The organism is Salipiger thiooxidans (assembly GCF_900102075.1).
Lineage (GTDB): Bacteria > Pseudomonadota > Alphaproteobacteria > Rhodobacterales > Rhodobacteraceae > Salipiger > Salipiger thiooxidans.
The window spans coordinates 267,077-282,789 of record NZ_FNAV01000003.1 but is presented as its reverse complement, the minus strand read 5'-3'; the positions used below and the strand labels follow the sequence as shown (position 1 = coordinate 282,789).

Annotated in this window: 13 protein-coding genes and 1 riboswitch; of the genes, 6 read left to right on the top strand and 7 right to left on the bottom strand. The window is 69.0% G+C overall.

Translation table 11 applies throughout. The annotated features are described in order from the left end of the window. Positions 1-105: 105 nt before the first annotated feature. The gene (locus tag BLQ77_RS05705) at positions 106-792 is read right to left on the bottom strand and encodes an arylesterase (RefSeq protein ID WP_165617035.1); all 687 of its coding nucleotides are present in this window, start codon (positions 790-792) and stop codon (positions 106-108) included. Positions 793-808: 16 nt separating this feature from the next. On the opposite strand from BLQ77_RS05705, the gene BLQ77_RS05700 reads away from it, so the two are divergent. The 3 genes from BLQ77_RS05700 to BLQ77_RS05690 all read left to right on the top strand — a co-directional run bounded on the left by BLQ77_RS05700 (position 809) and on the right by BLQ77_RS05690 (position 4,982). Further along, positions 809-1,501 (top strand): ABC transporter ATP-binding protein, encoded by a 693-nt coding sequence (locus BLQ77_RS05700; protein ID WP_089956504.1) that lies wholly within the window; start codon positions 809-811, stop codon positions 1,499-1,501. After that, positions 1,498-4,023, top strand: coding sequence for an ABC transporter permease (locus tag BLQ77_RS05695; RefSeq protein ID WP_089956501.1), 2,526 nt, complete (start codon positions 1,498-1,500; stop codon positions 4,021-4,023). Before BLQ77_RS05700 ends, BLQ77_RS05695 begins: the two co-directional genes overlap by 4 nt. Before the next feature lie 77 nt (positions 4,024-4,100). After that, positions 4,101-4,982: an inositol monophosphatase family protein gene (locus BLQ77_RS05690; protein ID WP_089956500.1), complete on the top strand. Its 882-nt coding sequence runs from the start codon at positions 4,101-4,103 to the stop codon at positions 4,980-4,982. Positions 4,983-5,116: 134 nt separating this feature from the next. Here BLQ77_RS05690 and gcvP read toward each other — a convergent pair whose 3' ends face one another. The 4 genes from gcvP to BLQ77_RS05670 form a co-directional block, all read right to left on the bottom strand. Continuing rightward, entirely contained in the window at positions 5,117-7,966 is a 2,850-nt protein-coding gene (gene gcvP, locus BLQ77_RS05685) for an aminomethyl-transferring glycine dehydrogenase (RefSeq protein ID WP_089956497.1), read from the bottom strand. A 146-nt stretch (positions 7,967-8,112) separates the two neighbouring features. Further along, positions 8,113-8,472: a glycine cleavage system protein GcvH gene (gene gcvH / locus BLQ77_RS05680; protein WP_008886906.1), complete on the bottom strand. Its 360-nt coding sequence runs from the start codon at positions 8,470-8,472 to the stop codon at positions 8,113-8,115. Positions 8,473-8,491: 19 nt separating this feature from the next. After that, positions 8,492-9,619 (bottom strand): glycine cleavage system aminomethyltransferase GcvT, encoded by a 1,128-nt coding sequence (gene gcvT, locus BLQ77_RS05675; protein WP_089956494.1) that lies wholly within the window; start codon positions 9,617-9,619, stop codon positions 8,492-8,494. A 160-nt stretch (positions 9,620-9,779) separates the two neighbouring features. Next, a riboswitch (glycine riboswitch) is annotated at positions 9,780-9,865 on the bottom strand. Positions 9,866-9,884: 19 nt separating this feature from the next. Then, positions 9,885-10,364, bottom strand: a complete 480-nt coding sequence (locus tag BLQ77_RS05670) for an RrF2 family transcriptional regulator (RefSeq protein WP_008887107.1) — start codon at positions 10,362-10,364, stop codon at positions 9,885-9,887. A gap of 94 nt (positions 10,365-10,458) precedes the next feature. On the opposite strand from BLQ77_RS05670, the gene BLQ77_RS05665 reads away from it, so the two are divergent. Both BLQ77_RS05665 and BLQ77_RS05660 read left to right on the top strand, forming a co-directional pair. Next, on the top strand, positions 10,459-11,025 hold the full coding sequence (locus tag BLQ77_RS05665; protein ID WP_089956492.1) for a gamma-glutamylcyclotransferase family protein: 567 nt from the start codon (positions 10,459-10,461) through the stop codon (positions 11,023-11,025). Beyond that, positions 11,022-12,251: a DUF2254 domain-containing protein gene (locus BLQ77_RS05660; protein WP_089956489.1), complete on the top strand. Its 1,230-nt coding sequence runs from the start codon at positions 11,022-11,024 to the stop codon at positions 12,249-12,251. The genes BLQ77_RS05665 and BLQ77_RS05660 overlap by 4 nt, the downstream gene beginning before the upstream one ends. A 21-nt stretch (positions 12,252-12,272) precedes the next feature. On the opposite strand, the gene gltX is transcribed toward BLQ77_RS05660, so the two are convergent. Then, entirely contained in the window at positions 12,273-13,610 is a 1,338-nt protein-coding gene (gene gltX, locus BLQ77_RS05655; protein WP_089956486.1) for a glutamate--tRNA ligase, read from the bottom strand. Positions 13,611-13,711: 101 nt separating this feature from the next. Here gltX and BLQ77_RS05650 point away from each other — a divergent pair, with 101 nt between their 5' ends. Continuing rightward, positions 13,712-14,662 (top strand): 1-phosphofructokinase family hexose kinase, encoded by a 951-nt coding sequence (locus BLQ77_RS05650; RefSeq protein ID WP_008887241.1) that lies wholly within the window; start codon positions 13,712-13,714, stop codon positions 14,660-14,662. 52 nt (positions 14,663-14,714) lie between these two features. Here BLQ77_RS05650 and BLQ77_RS05645 read toward each other — a convergent pair whose 3' ends face one another. After that, positions 14,715-15,713 (bottom strand): DUF6976 family protein, encoded by a 999-nt coding sequence (locus BLQ77_RS05645; protein ID WP_089956484.1) that lies wholly within the window; start codon positions 15,711-15,713, stop codon positions 14,715-14,717.

Genomic DNA, 15,713 nt, shown 5'->3' with positions numbered 1-15,713 from the left:
ACCCAGACCCAGACCCAGACCCAGACCCAGACCCAGACCCAGACCCAGACCCAGACCCAGACCCAGACCCAGAGGCGTTCACCCGATCCGCGAGGACCGCAAGCCTCAGTCGGCGTCCTCGATCCGGGCGATCAGCTCCTCTACGGACGGCCCGAGCGCCTCGACGACGCGCGTCACGCCCTCGGCGTTCGGATGGATCCCGTCCGCCTGCATGAACTCCGTGGCGTCCTGCGGCGTACCGCCCTCGGGCAGGATCCCCGCGAAGAAGCTCGGCGCATAGACCGTGTCGAACCGCTCGGCCAGTTCGGGATAGATGGCATCGAAGCTCTGCTTGAACTCCGGGCCGTAGTTTCCCGGTGCCTGCATCCCAACCAGCAGCACCTCGACCCCCTTCGCCTCGGCGGCCTGCAGGATTCCCTCGAGATTGGCGCGGCTCACCTCGGGGCTCAGCGCCCGCAGCAGATCATTGCCGCCCAGCGTCACGATCATCCCCTGGATCTCGGGCGTCAGCGACCAGTCCACCCGCGACAGCCCGCCCGCGGTCGTGTCGCCGGAGACACCGCCGTTCACGATCCTGACATCGTGCCCGCGCTCTTCGAGCCACGCGCGCAGCTGCGGTACGAAGCCGTCCTGCTCGATCAGCCCGTATCCTTGCGTCAGGCTGTCACCCAGCGCCAGCAGCTGCACCGTCTCGGCCCGGGCGGGCGCCGCGAGCATGCCGCAGAGCAGCACCAGCGCCGGCATCGCCTTGTTCAGCCGCATGGCGGCCCCATATCCTAGCGAGCGCTTCATTTTCCCGGATCCCCTTATGCCTGCTCCCGTCATCGCCCTCAAAGATGTCACGCTCAGCCTGCGCGGCAATGCCGGGATGGTAGAAATCCTGCACGGCATCTCGCTCGAGGTCGGCAGCGGCGAGACGCTGGGGCTGATCGGTCCATCGGGCAGCGGGAAGTCCTCGCTTCTGATGGTGATGGGCGGCCTCGAGAACGCCACCGGCGGCACGGTCGAGGTTCTGGGACAGGACCTGACGTCGATGACCGAGGACCAGCTCGCGCGCTTCCGCAGGGATCACATGGGGGTGGTGTTCCAGAGCTTCAACCTGATCCCGACGATGACCGCGCTCGAGAACGTGGCAACGCCGCTCGAACTTGCCGGTCATCGCGATGCCTTCGAGAGGGCCCGGGCCGAGCTCGAAGCGGTGGGGCTCGGCCATCGCGCCGACCACTACCCGGCGCAGATGTCCGGGGGCGAACAGCAGCGGGTCGCGCTGGCCCGCGCTTCGGCGCCACGGCCCGACGTTCTGCTGGCGGACGAGCCCACCGGCAACCTCGACGGTCGGAACGGCGACGCGATCATGGACATGCTCTTCGGACTGCGCGACCGCCACGGCGCGACGCTGGTGCTGGTCACCCACTCGAACGCACTGGCGCAGCGCTGCGACCGCGTGGTGCGGCTGACCGACGGCGAGGTCGCGGAAGAGGCGGCGAGGGCGGCGGAATGAGCCTTTCCATCGCGGCCCGCTTCGCCCGACGCGAGTTGCGCGGCGGCCTGCGGGGGTTCCGGATCTTCCTCGCCTGCCTCGCCCTTGGCGTCGCGGCCATCGCCGGCGTGGGATCGGTGCGCTCGGCGATTCAGGCCGGTCTCAGCGATCAGGGCGCGATCCTGCTCGGCGGCGACGCGCAGGCCGAGTTCACCTATCGCTTTGCCTCGGAGGACGAGCGCGCCTGGCTCGAGAGCGTGTCGACCGCGGTCTCCGAGGTCACCGACTTCCGTTCAATGGCCGTGGCCGAGGGCGAGACCGGAGCCGAGCGTGGCCTGACGCAGGTGAAATCGGTGGACGACGCCTACCCGCTGCTGGGCGAAATGGTGCTCGACCCGCCGATGCCGCTGTCGCAGGCGCTCGACGGCGACGACCTGCCCGGCGCGGTGATGGCACCGGTGCTGGCCGACCGGATGGGCCTCAGCCCGGGCGACAGCTTCGCGCTCGGCACCCGCCGCTTCACCCTCTCGGCCACCATCGTGACCGAGCCCGACGATGCCGGCGGCGGCTTCGGTCTGGGCCCGCGCACCATGGTCCGCACCTCCGATCTCGAGGGCTCGGGCCTGCTCGCGCCCGGCTCGCTCTTCGAGACCGAGTACCGCCTGCTGGTGCCCGAGGGCACAGACATGGACGCGCTGCGCAGCCGGGCCGAGGCGCAGTACGAAGGCAGCGGCATGCGCTGGCGCGATGCCCGCAACGGCGCACCGGGCGTCGCACGCTTCGTTGACCAGCTGGCCAATTTCCTCGTGCTGGTCGGGCTTTCCGGGCTCGCGGTCGGCGGCATCGGCGTCTCTGCCGCGGTGCGCGCCTACCTCGCGCGCAAGACCGCGGTCATCGCCACCCTGCGCACCCTCGGTGCCAGCCGCCGGGTGATCTTCCTGACCTATTTCCTGCAGATCGGCGCGCTGAGCCTGCTCGGAATCGCCATGGGCCTGGTCCTCGGTGCCGCTGTGCCGCTGCTCTTCGCCCCGATGATCGCGGGCGCGCTGCCGATCCCGGTGATCTTCACCCTCTACCCCGGGCCGTTGGCCGAGGCCGCGATCTACGGCATCCTGACCGCGCTGCTCTTCACGCTCTGGCCGCTCGCCCGCACCGAGGAGGTCCGCGCCGCTGCCCTCTTCCGCGACGCGCTCGACAGCGCCCGCGGCCTGCCTGCGACCCGCTTCGTGGTCGCGACCGGACTGCTGGTGCTGCTTCTGGTGGGCGTCGCCATGGTGTTCTCGGGGAGCCCGCAGATCACCCTCTGGACCGCCGGCGGCATCCTTGGCGCGCTCATAATCCTCGCGGTCGCCGCCACCGGCATCCGCGCGCTGGCCCATCGCAGCGTCTCCGCCGCGCGCGGTCGCCCCGCCCTGCGCTGGGCGCTCGCGGCCATCGGCGGCCCGCGCGAGACCGCCGCCTCGGTGGTGCTGTCGCTGGGGCTGGGGCTCTCGGTGCTCGCCGCCGTCGGCCAGATCGACGGCAACCTGCGCAGCGCCATCGACCGCGACCTGCCCGAGGTCGCCCCGTCCTATTTCTTCGTCGACATCCAGCCCGCCCAGATCGACGGCTACCTCGAGCGTCTCGAGAATGACCCGGCCGTCAGCCGCGTCGACACCGCGCCCATGCTGCGCGGCGTGATCACCCGGATCAACGGCGTCAACGCGCAGGAGGTGGCGGGCGATCACTGGGTGGTGCGCGGCGACCGCGGCATCACCTACGCCGCCACCCCCGACGACCGCACCATCGTCACCAGCGGCGAATGGTGGCCCGAGGATTACGACGGCCCTCCCCAGATCAGTTTCGCCCGGGAAGAGGCCGAGGAGATCGGGCTCAAGCTCGGCGACGAGATCACCTTCAACGTGCTGGGTCGCGACATCACCGCGACCATCACCAGCTTCCGCGACGTGGATTTCTCGACGGCGGGCATCGGCTTCGTGATGACGCTGAACCCCACCGCGCTGCAGGGCGCGCCGCACACCTTCATCTCGACGGTCTATGCCGAAGCCGGGGCCGAGGCGCAGATCCTGCGCGACCTTGCCTCCACCTATCCCAATATAACCGCAATCCGGGTTCGTGACGCCATAGACCGGGTGGCGGAGCTGCTCGAGGGCATCGGCGCCGCGATCCGCTGGGGCGCCGCGGCGACGCTTCTGACAGGCTTCCTCGTGCTGATCGGAGCGGCGGCGGCGGGCACCGGTGCGCGCACCTTCGAGGCGGCGGTGCTCAAGACCCTCGGGGCCTCGCGCCGGCGCATCCTGCAGAGCTTCGCGCTGCGCTCGGCGCTGCTCGGTGCCGGGGCCGGCGTGGTGGCGCTGGTCGCGGGCATCCTCGGCGGCTGGGCGGTGAGCACCTTCATCATGGAAACCAGCTTCGCCATCGTCTGGCCCTCGGCGCTCGGCATCATCGCGGGCGGCGTGCTCGCCACGCTGCTCGCGGGCATCGCCTTTGCCTGGGGTCCGCTGGCAGCGCGGCCGGCGCAGGTGCTGCGGGCGCGCGAATAGCCGCCGCCCGACGCTTGCACCCATGCGCCCCGGCTGGCAATCCGGGGGCACCTCTGGCTGCGAACGGACCCCGACCCATGCGCGATTCCCTCTCCCCCACCCTGCCGATGACCGTCTCCACGCTGACCTCCGCCCAGCGCGCCTCGATCCTCAACCTCGTGCGCCGCGCCGCCCGGGCCGAGATCCTGCCCCGCTTCCGCACGCTCGAGGCCTCGGACATCGACCACAAGACCTCGCGCCAGGACGTGGTGACCGAGGCCGACCGCGCCGCCGAGCGGATGATCGCGCGCGGCCTGCTGACGCTCTTCCCCAACGCGCTGATCATCGGCGAGGAGAACGTCGCGCTGCACCCCGAGGTGCTCGACGGCATCCCCGAGGCCGAGCTCGCCTTCACCATCGACCCGGTCGACGGCACCTGGAACTATGCCCACGGGCTCGCCACCTTCGGCGTGATCGTCTCGGCGCTGCGCTTCGGCGTGCCGGTCTTCGGGCTGATCTACGACCCGCTGATGGATGACGTGGTGATCGGCGAGACCGGCGGCCCGGCCGAGCTGGTCACGCCGAAGCGCCGCGCCCGCCGCACCCTGAAGGTCTCCGGAGGCGGCCCGGTCGAAGAGCTGCAGGGCTACGCCCCCTTCTACATGCTGCCCGCCGACAAGCAGGCGCAGTTCGGCGCGCTGATGCCCCGGTTCGAGCGCGTGGGCTCGCTGCGCTGCTCGGCGCACGAGATGCGGATGCTGGCGCAGGGCCACGTGGATTTCGTGCTCTCCGGCCGGCTCACGCCCTGGGACCACGCCGCGGGCGCCCTGCTCTGCCAATGCGCGGGCGGCCATGTCGCCATGCTCGACGGCAGCGCGTACAACGCCGCAAACCGCGAGGGCTACCTGCTCTGCGCCTCCGACCCCGCCACCTGGGGCCGGATCCGCGACACGCTCGGCTTCCTGCTCGAATCCGACTGACACCACCCAATACCACACGGCCCCCCGGATACGGCACGGCCCGCCCTCCGGACAGGAGCGCGGGCCGTCTCTTCATCTTGCCCCTAAACTCCGGGGAGTGTGAGGGGCTGGCCCCTCACTCCGGCGCTCTCCGCCTATTCCGCCGCCTCGGCATAGTCGCTCATCGGCGGGCAGGTGCAGACCAGATGCCGGTCGCCGTAGACGTTGTCGACGCGGTTGACCGGCGGCCAGTACTTGTCGACCCGGAACGCACCCGGCGGGAAGCACCCCTGCTCGCGCGAGTAGGGGCGGTCCCAGTCGCGGACGAGGTCCTCCATCGTGTGCGGCGCGTGCTTCAGCGGGTTGTTCTCCGCGTCCATGCGCCCGTCCTCGATGTCGCGGATCTCTTCCCGGATCGCCAGCATCGCGTCGCAGAAGCGGTCGAGCTCGGCCCGGGTCTCGGATTCCGTCGGCTCCACCATCAGCGTGCCCGCCACCGGCCAGCTCATGGTGGGGGCGTGGAAGCCGCAGTCCACCAGCCGCTTGGCGATGTCCTCGACGGTCACCCCCGCGGATTTCTCGAAAGGCCGCACGTCGAGGATGCACTCGTGCGCCACCCGGCCCTGCGGCCCGGTGTAGAGGATCTCGTAGGCGCCCGAGAGCCTTGCGGCGATGTAGTTGGCGTTCAGGATCGCCACGCGCGTGGCCTGCGTCAGACCCTCGCCGCCCATCATCAGGATGTATCCCCACGAGATCGGCAGCAGCGAGGGCGAGCCGAAGGCCGCGGCAGAAACTGGCCCCGCGACGCCCCCCTTGAGCGGATCGGAGGGCAGGTGCGGCACCAGATGCGCCTTCACCCCGATCGGGCCCATGCCGGGGCCGCCACCGCCATGCGGGATGCAGAAGGTCTTGTGCAGGTTGAGGTGGCTCACGTCGCCGCCAAGATCGCCCGGACGCGACAGGCCCACCATGGCATTCATGTTGGCGCCGTCGATATAGACCTGCCCGCCATGCTCGTGGGTGATCGCGCAGACCTCCTTCACCGTCTCCTCGAAGACCCCGTGGGTCGAGGGATAGGTGATCATGCAGGCCGCCAGCGTGTCGCTGTACTGCTCGGCCTTCGCGCGGAAGTCCGCCACATCGATCGAACCTTTCTCGTCGCATTTCACCGGCACGACCTTCCAGCCGACCATCTGCGCCGAGGCCGGGTTGGTGCCATGCGCGTTCACCGGGATCAGGCAGACGTTGCGCTGGCCCTCGCCGCGCGCCTTCTGCCACGACGCGATGGTCAGCAGTCCTGCGTATTCCCCCTGCGCGCCCGAGTTCGGCTGCATGGAGAAATCGTCGTAACCGGTGATGGCGCAGAGCTTCTGCGACAGATCGGCGATCATCTCGGCATAGCCCTTGGCCTGGTCCGCCGGCGCGTAGGGGTGCAGCGAGGAGAACTCGCGCCAGCTCACCGGCATCATCTCGGCGGCGGCGTTGAGCTTCATCGTGCACGACCCCAGCGGGATCATCGCGCGGTCGAGCGCAAGATCGCGGTCCGCGAGGCGGCGCATGTAGCGCATCATCTCGGTCTCGGCCCGGTTCATCTTGAAGATGTCATGGGTGAGATAGGCGCTCTCGCGCAGCAGCGCCTCGGGCAGACGGTATTCGCCGGCGCTCTCGACATCCTCGCGCACGAGGCCGAAGGCCCGCCAGACCGCCTCGATCTGGGCCGGGCGGGTCGCCTCGTCCAGCGTGATGCCCACCTTGGTCTTGCCGACCCGGCGCAGGTTCACGCCTTCCTTGATCGCCGCCTGCAGGATGCCCCGCTGCAGCAGGCCGACCTCGACGGTGATGGTGTCGAAAAAGGTCTCGGTCTCGACCGCGTAGCCCGCATCCTCGAGCCCCCTGGCAAGACGCGCGGTCTTGAGGTGGATGCGCTGCGCGATGGCCTTCAGGCCGGTGGCGCCGTGGAACACCGCGTAGAAGCCCGCCATCACCGCCAGCAGCGCCTGCGCCGTGCAGACGTTCGAGGTCGCCTTCTCGCGGCGGATGTGCTGCTCGCGGGTCTGGAGGGCCAGCCGGTAGGCGCGGTTGCCCAGCGCATCGACCGAGACCCCGACGATGCGTCCCGGCATGGCGCGCTTGAACGCCTCGCGGCAGGCCATGTAGGCGGCGTGCGGACCGCCGTAGCCCAGCGGCACGCCAAAGCGCTGGGTCGAGCCCACGGCGATGTCGGCGCCCATCGCACCCGGTTCTTTCACGAGGCAGAGCGCCATGATGTCGGCGGCGACGATGCCGACCGCCTTGGCCGCGTGCAGGGCCTCCATGGCGGGGCCGAAATCACGCAGGCCGCCGTAGGTGCCGGGGTACTGGAAGATCGCCCCGAAGACCTTGTCGGCGTCGAGCGCCTCGGGCGCGCCCACGACGATCTCGATGCCCAGCGGCGCGGCGCGGGTCTTCATGACGGCGATGTTCTGCGGGTGGCAGTTCTCGTCGACGAAAAAGGCCGTGGCCTTGGACTTCGCCACCCGCTGCGCCATGGTCATCGCCTCGGCGCAGGCGGTGGCCTCGTCGAGCAGCGAGGCGTTGGCGATCTCGAGCCCGGTCAGGTCGCTGACCATGGTCTGGTAGTTGAGCAGCGCCTCGAGCCGGCCCTGCGAGATCTCGGGCTGGTAGGGCGTGTAGGCCGTGTACCACGCCGGGTTCTCGAAAATGTTTCGCTGGATCGCCGGCGGCGTGATCGTGTTGTGGTAGCCCATGCCGATCAGCGAGGTGAACACCTTGTTCTTCTCGGCCACCTCCTGCAGCCGCCAGAGCATCTCGCGCTCGGAAAGCGGCGCGCCGAAATCGAGCGGCGCCTCCTGCCGGATGGCCTCGGGAACGGTCTGGGCGATCAGCTCGTCCAGGTCGGCGACGCCGAGGGTCTCGAACATCCCGGCCATCTCGGCGGGGGACGGTCCGATATGGCGCCGGTTGGCGAAATCGTAGGGGAGATAGTCGGTCGGGGTGAAGGGCATGTCGATTTGTCCAGGATGTCCAAAGCCGGGGCGGGAACGGGCCCCGCCCTGCCATCATTCCAAAAATACTCACCGCCCGCCTTCCGGTCCGCGCCGTGACCCGGCCCGGAAGGCGCTAGGCGAGTCGCTGCATCAATGGAGCAAGCCTAGCCGATGAACTTCTTGTAGGCAGCCTCGCTCATGAAATCGTCGAGCACCGAGAGATCCTCGACCTTGAGCTTGAAGAACCAGGCTTCGCCCTCGGGATCCTCGTTGACCTTGCCCGGATCCTCGACGATGGCCTCGTTGACCTCGACGATCTCGCCGTCGATCGGGGCGAGGATGTCCGACGCCGCCTTGACCGACTCGATCACCACGACTTCGTCATCCTTGCTCACCGTGGTGCCCGGCTCGGGCAGCTCGACGAACACCACGTCGCCCAGCTGTTCTGCCGCGTGGGCGGTGATCCCCACCACCACCAGGTCGCCCTCGATCTCGAGCCACTCGTGTTCTTCGGTAAATTTCATAACGCTCGTCCCTTCCAAGTCAGCGTTTGTAGCTTTGTTTTACGAACGGCAGCGCGATCACGTCGACCGGCAGCCGCTTGCCCCGCACTTCGCCATAGAGCCGCGACCCCGGGGGCGCCGCCTGCGCGGGCACGTAGCCCATGGCGACCGGCCCGCCGACCGTCGGTCCGAACCCGCCCGAGGTGATCCGGCCGACCGCGTCGCCGCCGGTCTCGGTCTCGAAGAGCTCGACCCCCTCGCGCATCGGCGCGCGGCCCTCGGGCTTCAGCCCGACCCGCACCGAAGGCGCACCGGTGGCGATCTCGGCAAGGATCTTCTCGGCCCCCGGAAACCCGCCCGCCCGCGCTCCATCGGCGCGACGCGCCTTCTGGATCGCCCAGAGCAGCCCGCCCGCCACCGGCGTGGTGGTGGGATCGAGGTCGTGGCCGTAGAGGCAGAGCCCCGCCTCGAGCCGCAGCGAGTCGCGGGCGCCGAGCCCGATGGGCTCGACCGCCTCATGCGCCAGCAACGCCTCCGCCAGCGCCACCGCGGACTCCTCGGGCACCGAGATCTCGTAGCCGTCCTCGCCGGTGTAGCCCGAGCGCGAGACCCAGCACTCGGCCCCCGCAAGCTCGACCGTCGCGACATCCATGAAGCGCATCCCGGCCACCGCCGGGTTCAGCGCCGCCAGCACCTGCTCGGCCGCGGGTCCCTGCAGCGCGAAGAGCGCCCGGTCCTCGATGTAGTCGACGGTGACGCCCGCGGGCTCGAGCCCGGCGCGCAACCGGGCCACGTCGGCCTCCTTGCAGGCGGCGTTGACCACGAGGAACAGGTGATCGCCGCGGTTGGCGATCATCAGGTCATCCTCGATGCCGCCATCCTCGTTGGTAAAGAGCCCGTAGCGCTGCCGGCCCTCGCCGAGCCCCGCCACGGCGACGGGCACCAGCGTCTCGAGAGCCAGCGCCACCCCTTCCGGGTCGTCGCCGCGCAGGATCACCTGGCCCATGTGGCTCACGTCGAAGAACCCCGCTGCCGCGCGGCAGTGGAGGTGCTCCTTCATGACACCAAGCTTGTATTGCACCGGCATCTCGTAGCCGGCGAATGGCACCATCTTCGCTCCAAGCGACAGGTGCAGATCGTGTAGTGGCGTGCGTTTCAGCTCGTCCATCGCGTCTCACATCCCTCTGGCCCGGATGCGGCGCGCGGCCTTGCCCCGGACATTCCTCGCACGGATAGGCTCCGTGCCTGAATGCCCCCTCTGTCCGTCAGCCTGAGATCGTTATCCCTTCGGCGGGCACGAACGGGCCGCGCCACTCTCCAGAGTTCTTGTGTCCGCAAAGGTCCATGGGCCTGAGAGTTTCCGGGGCGGTTGCTCCTTCGGCACCGGACGGGCCGGTTCTCCCCTCGCGGTCCGGATCAAGCTACGCTGTTTGTCACTGAGCCGCAAGATTCTGCTGGCGCAAAGCCCCGGTGCACTGCCCTGCCGGTGCAAGAATGTCCATCAGCGGGGCATTGTCACAGACCAGCGTATCGAGCGAGATCGGATCAAGCGTCGCATAGAAGGCGCTGGCCGCATCGGTCAGCGCAATCTTGAGGCGACAGGCATTGGTCAGCGGGCAGGTGTTGTCCACGTCGGCGAAGCATTCCGCCAGAGGCACCGGCGCCTCGAGCGCGCGGAACACATCGCCGATGCGGATCTGGTCTGCCGGGCGCCCGAGCTCGAGACCGCCATGGCGGCCGCGCTGGGTGTGCAGGTAGCCCAGTTGCGCAAGCTGGTTGATCACCTGCGCAAGGTGGTTCTCGGACGCGTTGCAACGCCTGGCGATCTCGGCTTTCGTCACCAGACGGCCGGAGTTGGCCGCGCAATGCATCAGCACACGGATGGCAATGTTGGTTCTCTTGGTAACGCGCACGGCCCAGGTCCTCGCTTCCTCAGGTCGCCGGATTACATACATCATCCGGGAAAAGACGGTTTGACATACATCAATCGCGAGAACGGAACGACGCTTGAGTAACGCATTCTTCTTTGGTTACGGCTCCCTGGTGAACCGGTTTACCCACGGTTTCACCCCGGCACACGGCGCAACCGCCCGCGGTTGGCGTCGCGCGTGGCGGGTCACCCCTGATCGCGAGCTTGCCTACCTCACGGCGATTCGCGACCCGGACTGCGAGATCGAGGGGCTGATCGCGCCCGTTCCCGAAGACGGCTGGGCGGCGCTCGACCTGCGCGAGCACGCCTATCAGCGGCTCGACGCCGCCGCCTGCGTCACCCACGCGGCCCCGGACGTGGCGCAGCTTGCAATCTATGCCATCGCGCCCGAGCGGCTGCACGCGCCCGACGATGACCATCCGGTGCTGCTGAGCTACATCGACGTGGTGATCCAGGGCTATCTGGCGGAGTATGGCCCGGAAGGCGCGGAGCGATTCTTCGCCACGACCACGGGCTGGGAGGCGCCGGTGCTCGACGACCGCGCCGCGCCGATCTACCCGCGGGCCCAGCGCCTGACCGACGACGAGCGTGGCTTCGTGGACCGGCACCTCGACGCGCTCGGCAGCAGAAGGATCCACCGATGAAGCGTTCGAAACCGTTGCTCATGGTGCGGCGCGTGGCGCGCAACCTTGCCGCGCGGGTGCTGTTCGGCGCGCTGGTCGCGCTGGCCACCGCCTCGCTGGCGCCGCTCTTCGATCCGCTCATCCCCGAGGAGTGGCAGGACCGTTTCGGCAGCGACGCGGTGATGCCGCTGCTCAACATCCTCGCCACGACCATGCTCACGGTCACGACCTTCTCGCTTTCGGTCATGGTGCAGGCGTTCCAGACCGCCGCGAGCCAGGCCACGCCGCGCGCCTACCGGCTGCACCTGTCGGACACCACGACGCAGACCGTGCTCGCGACCTTCACCGGCGCCTTCCTGTTCTCGCTCACCGCCATCGTGATGTTCCGCGCCGGGTTCTACTCGGAATCCGCCGCCGTCGTGGTGTTCTTCTTCACCATCCTTGCCATCGCGGCCATCGTGCTGGCGATCCTGCGCTGGATCGACCACCTGAGCAGCCTCGGCAGCATGGACGACACCCTGAGCAAGGTCGAGGAACGCGCCCGCGAGCCGCTGCGCCGCATCCTCTCCCAGCCCGCGCTCGGGGGCGTGCCCCTGAGCCCCGACGCCGAGATCCCCTCGGGTGCGACGGCCCTGCCCGCGCCCTCCGGCGGCTATCTGCAATTCATCGACATGAATGCGCTGAGCGACGCGCTGGCGAAGACCGGCGCCTCGATCACCCTCGCCCGTGCGCCGGGGGAACACGTGCTCAAGGGCACGCCGCTCGGCTGGGTGCTGGGCGAGATCGAAGACATGGCAGCGCTGGCCAAGACCTTCACCCTGGGCGAGATCCGCACCAACGAGCAGGACGCGCGCTTCGGGATCGTGGTGCTGAACGAGATCGCGGTGCGGGCGCTGTCGCCGGGGATCAACGACCCGGGCACCGCCATCGACGTGCTGCACCGGCTGAGCCGGATCCTGTCCGAGGCCGACCCCACCCGCAGCATCCCGGCGGAATTCCCGCGCATCGAGGTGCCCGTCCTGAGGGCCGGCGACCTGATCGAGGACGGTTTCGCCGCGCTGATCCGCGCCGGGGCCGGCCATCCCGAGGTCGTTGGGGTCGCGGTGTCGGAACTTGCGCAGCTCGAACAGTCCGAGTGGGACGAGCTGGCCTCAGCGGCGCGCTCCATGCGCGGCTACGCGCTGCGTCACGCCAAACACGCGCTCGAGATCAGTGACGACCGCCGCGATCTTGCACGGCGGTCATGAGATCTTTGAGACAGCCCGGGCTCAGCCCTCGGCGAGCTTGCGCGCCGGGATCTGCTGCAGAAGCGGCATCACGTCGGCCATCTCGGGGCCGCGCTCCAGACCGGTGAGCGCCTTGCGCAGCGGCATGAAGAGACCCTTGCCCTTGCGGCCGGTCTTTTCCTTCACCGCCTTGGTCCATTCGCCCCAGGTCTCCTGGGTGAACGGGCCCTCGGGGAGCATCGCCATGGCCTCGGCGATGAACGCCTTGTCCTCGTCCGCCACCAGCGGCTCGGCGCCGTCGCGGAACAGCGCCCACCACTTGGCCAGCTCCTTGCGGGTCTGGATGTTCTCTCGCGTCACGGTCCAGAACAGCTCGGCCTTGTCGGCGGGCACGCCCAGCGCTTCGATCTCGTCCGCCACTGCCTCGAGCGGCAGGCCATGCAGCTTGCGCGCGGTGAGCGGGTAGAGGTCGTTCTCGTCGAACTTGGTGGGCGCCGCGCCGAACTGGCTCAGCTCGAAACCGTCGGCGATCTCCTCGAGCGACATGCGCAGCTCGACCGGCTGGCTCGAGCCGAGACGGGCCATCAGCGACAGCAGCGCCTCGGGTTCGACGCCTGCCTCGCGCAGGTCGCGGATCGACAGAACGCCGAGTCGCTTCGACAGCGATTCGCCCTGCGGGCCGGTCAGCAGCGAGTGGTGACCGAAGCCCGGCGGGGTGCCGCCCAGCGCCTCGATGATCTGGATCTGCGTCGCGGTGTTGGTGACGTGGTCCGAGCCGCGCACCACGTTGGTGACGCCCATCTCGATGTCGTCGACCACCGACGCGAGGGTGTAGAGGATCTGGCCGTCGCCGCGGATCAGCACCGGGTCCGACACCGACGCCGCGTCGATCGAGATCGGGCCGAGGATGCCGTCCTCCCAGTCGATACGCTGCTGGTCGAGCTTGAAGCGCCACACGCCGTTGCCGCGCTCGGCACGCAGCGCGTCCCTCTCGGCGTCGGAAAGTGCAAGCGCTGCGCGGTCATAGACCGGGGGCTTGCCCATGTTCAGCTGCTTCTTGCGCTTGAGATCAAGCTCGGTCGGGGTCTCGAAGGCCTCGTAGAAGCGACCGATGGCGCGCAGCTTGTCGGCGGCCTCGTGGTAGCGGTCCAGCCGCAGGCTCTGTCGCTCCGTCCTGTCCCACGTCAGGCCCAGCCACTCCAGATCGCGCTTGATGCCGTCGACATACTCTTCCTTGCTGCGCTCGGGATCGGTGTCGTCGATGCGCAGAATGAAGGTACCGCCGGACTTGCGGGCGATCAGGTAGTTGAACAGTGCCGTGCGAAGGTTGCCCACGTGGATGTGGCCGGTGGGCGAAGGGGCAAAACGGGTGACGGTCATGGGAGGCTCCTGCTTACGCGGAGGGCACTTCCCACAAGCGCGGTCATTTGTCCAGTTCGCGGCTCTTGGCGAAGCCCCCGGCGCCTGACATGGTGCAACCCATGAAGGATATTCTGACGGTCACGCTCAACCCTGCTCTGGACATCTCGACGACGACCGACCGGGTCATCGCGGGCCCCAAGCTGCGCTGCGATCCCATCGTCGTCGATCCCGGCGGCGGCGGGATCAACGTCGCCCGCGTGGCGGCCGAGATGGGGGCACATGCGCGTGCCTTCGTCGCCCTTGCCGGACCCAGCGGCATGCGGCTCGAGGCGACGCTCTCCGAGCTCGGCATCCCGCTGGTGCGGATGAAGGCGCCGGACGAAACCCGCGAGAGTTTTGCCGTGCACGACCGGGAAACCGGCGCGCAGTACCGCTTCGTCCTGCCCGGCCCGCAATGGTCGGAAGAGGACGTGGCCGAGTCGCTGCAGGCCATCGCCTCGTCGGTGCCCAAGGGCGGCATCGTGGTGCTGAGCGGCAGCCAGCCGCCGGGTGTCTCGGTGCACTACGCGACCGAGCTCTGCCGGGTGCTGCTGCCGCAGGAGGCGGAGGTGATCGTCGACACCTCGGGCGCGGCGCTGGAATACCTCGCCGCGGGCACTGACCCGGCGCCCGCCGTGCTGCGCATGGACAGCGAGGAGGCCGAGCAACTGGCGGGCCGCCCGCTGGTGACGCGCCGCGAATCCGCCGAATTCGCCGCCGAGCTGGTGGCACGGGGCGCGGCGAAACGGGTGATCCTCGCCCGAGGGGCGGACGGCTCGGTGATGGCCGGGCCCGACGGGCTCACGCAGGTGAGCGCCGCCAAGGTCTCGGTGGTGTCGGCCGTCGGCGCGGGCGACAGCTTCGTCGGCGCTTTCGCCTACGGGCTGGCCACAGGCATCGGCGCGCCGGATGCGCTGGCGCTCGGCGCCGCCGCCGCGAGCGCAACGGTCACCACGCCCGGAACCCAGCTCTGCCGGCACCAGATGATCGCCGAGCTGCTGCCGCAATGCGGCGCCAGCGAGATCGACTGACGACGGGCTTTCATCCGGAAAGTGGCCCGCGCAAGGCACGCGGGCCACAAGCTCAGGCGACCTGCGCTGCCTCGGCAGCCCGCAGGTTCACCCGCACCATGGTCTGGTTCAGCAGCATGTAGGCGATCTCGCCAAAGGTCGCGGGGCCGGTGAATCCCCCGGTCGTCTTCGATTCCAGCTCGCCATAGAGGTAGTTGAGGATGCAGTTGCACGACAGCTCCCGCGTCCCGTCCCCCTGCGCCCGCGCCGCGAACTCCGAGGCATAGTCGCCGGGCGTACTGGCAATGTGATAGGTCATGCCCTCGATCACCGGGGCATAGAAGCTCACACCCGCCGCCGGATCCACCGCCTGGAACGAGACGTTGACCATCGCGCCCGCGAAATTTGCCACCAGCGGGCAGCGTGTGTCGATGCCCTTCTCGACGAGATAGGCGGCGAAATCGACCTCCTGCCCGTTGACCATGGCGGTCTTCGCCCCGAAGCCGGTCTCGCCGAAGCTGATCTCGTCCGCGGACATGTCGGGCTCGAAGAGGTTGAGGATGTCGAGATCCGCGACCTCTCCCGCGGGAAGTTTCACGTGCAACAGCATCGCGCCGTCCTCGTGCATCTCGCCCCTGGCGCCGTCGAAGACCTTGGGCGTCACCTCGCCGAGATCGTCGAGGTGAATGCCGGTGATCCAGCCCATCAGCGGCTGGTCGAAGAGGCCCGGAAACTCGGCGCCGCGGATCGCGAACGCCTCGTGCGCCTTGCTGAAGGCCGGGATCAGGATGATCGACAGACCGTTTTCGTAGCGCCCCATGGTCAGGCTCGGCAGGTCCTCGCCCCGGTAGAGCACCGGCCGCGCGTCCTCGGCGGCTTCGATCTCGGTCACGAAGAGGTTCTCGCGGTCCGTGCGGCCGCCGGTCTCGGTCACGAAATAGACCGAGGTGCCGCCGATCCAGCGCCCCTTGGGCAGGGACGACAGCGCCTCCTCGGAGCCGGCGATCACCAGCACTGCCCCGGCCTCGATCCGGGCACGCGCCTCGGCAACGGACATCATTGCGTTTTTCAT

Coding starts and splice junctions, on each gene's coding strand:
- BLQ77_RS05695 (WP_089956501.1), top strand. CDS start 1,498: ATGAGCCTTTCCATCGCGGCCCGCTTCGCCCGACGCGAGTTGCGCGGC.
- gcvH (WP_008886906.1), bottom strand. CDS start 8,472: ATGAAATTTACCGAAGAACACGAGTGGCTCGAGATCGAGGGCGACCTG.
- BLQ77_RS05660 (WP_089956489.1), top strand. CDS start 11,022: ATGAAGCGTTCGAAACCGTTGCTCATGGTGCGGCGCGTGGCGCGCAAC.
- BLQ77_RS05650 (WP_008887241.1), top strand. CDS start 13,712: ATGAAGGATATTCTGACGGTCACGCTCAACCCTGCTCTGGACATCTCG.
- gcvP (WP_089956497.1), bottom strand. CDS start 7,966: ATGCCCTTCACCCCGACCGACTATCTCCCCTACGATTTCGCCAACCGG.
- gltX (WP_089956486.1), bottom strand. CDS start 13,610: ATGACCGTCACCCGTTTTGCCCCTTCGCCCACCGGCCACATCCACGTG.
- BLQ77_RS05690 (WP_089956500.1), top strand. CDS start 4,101: ATGCGCGATTCCCTCTCCCCCACCCTGCCGATGACCGTCTCCACGCTG.
- gcvT (WP_089956494.1), bottom strand. CDS start 9,619: ATGGACGAGCTGAAACGCACGCCACTACACGATCTGCACCTGTCGCTT.
- BLQ77_RS05705 (WP_165617035.1), bottom strand. CDS start 792: ATGAAGCGCTCGCTAGGATATGGGGCCGCCATGCGGCTGAACAAGGCG.
- BLQ77_RS05645 (WP_089956484.1), bottom strand. CDS start 15,713: ATGAAAAACGCAATGATGTCCGTTGCCGAGGCGCGTGCCCGGATCGAG.
- BLQ77_RS05700 (WP_089956504.1), top strand. CDS start 809: ATGCCTGCTCCCGTCATCGCCCTCAAAGATGTCACGCTCAGCCTGCGC.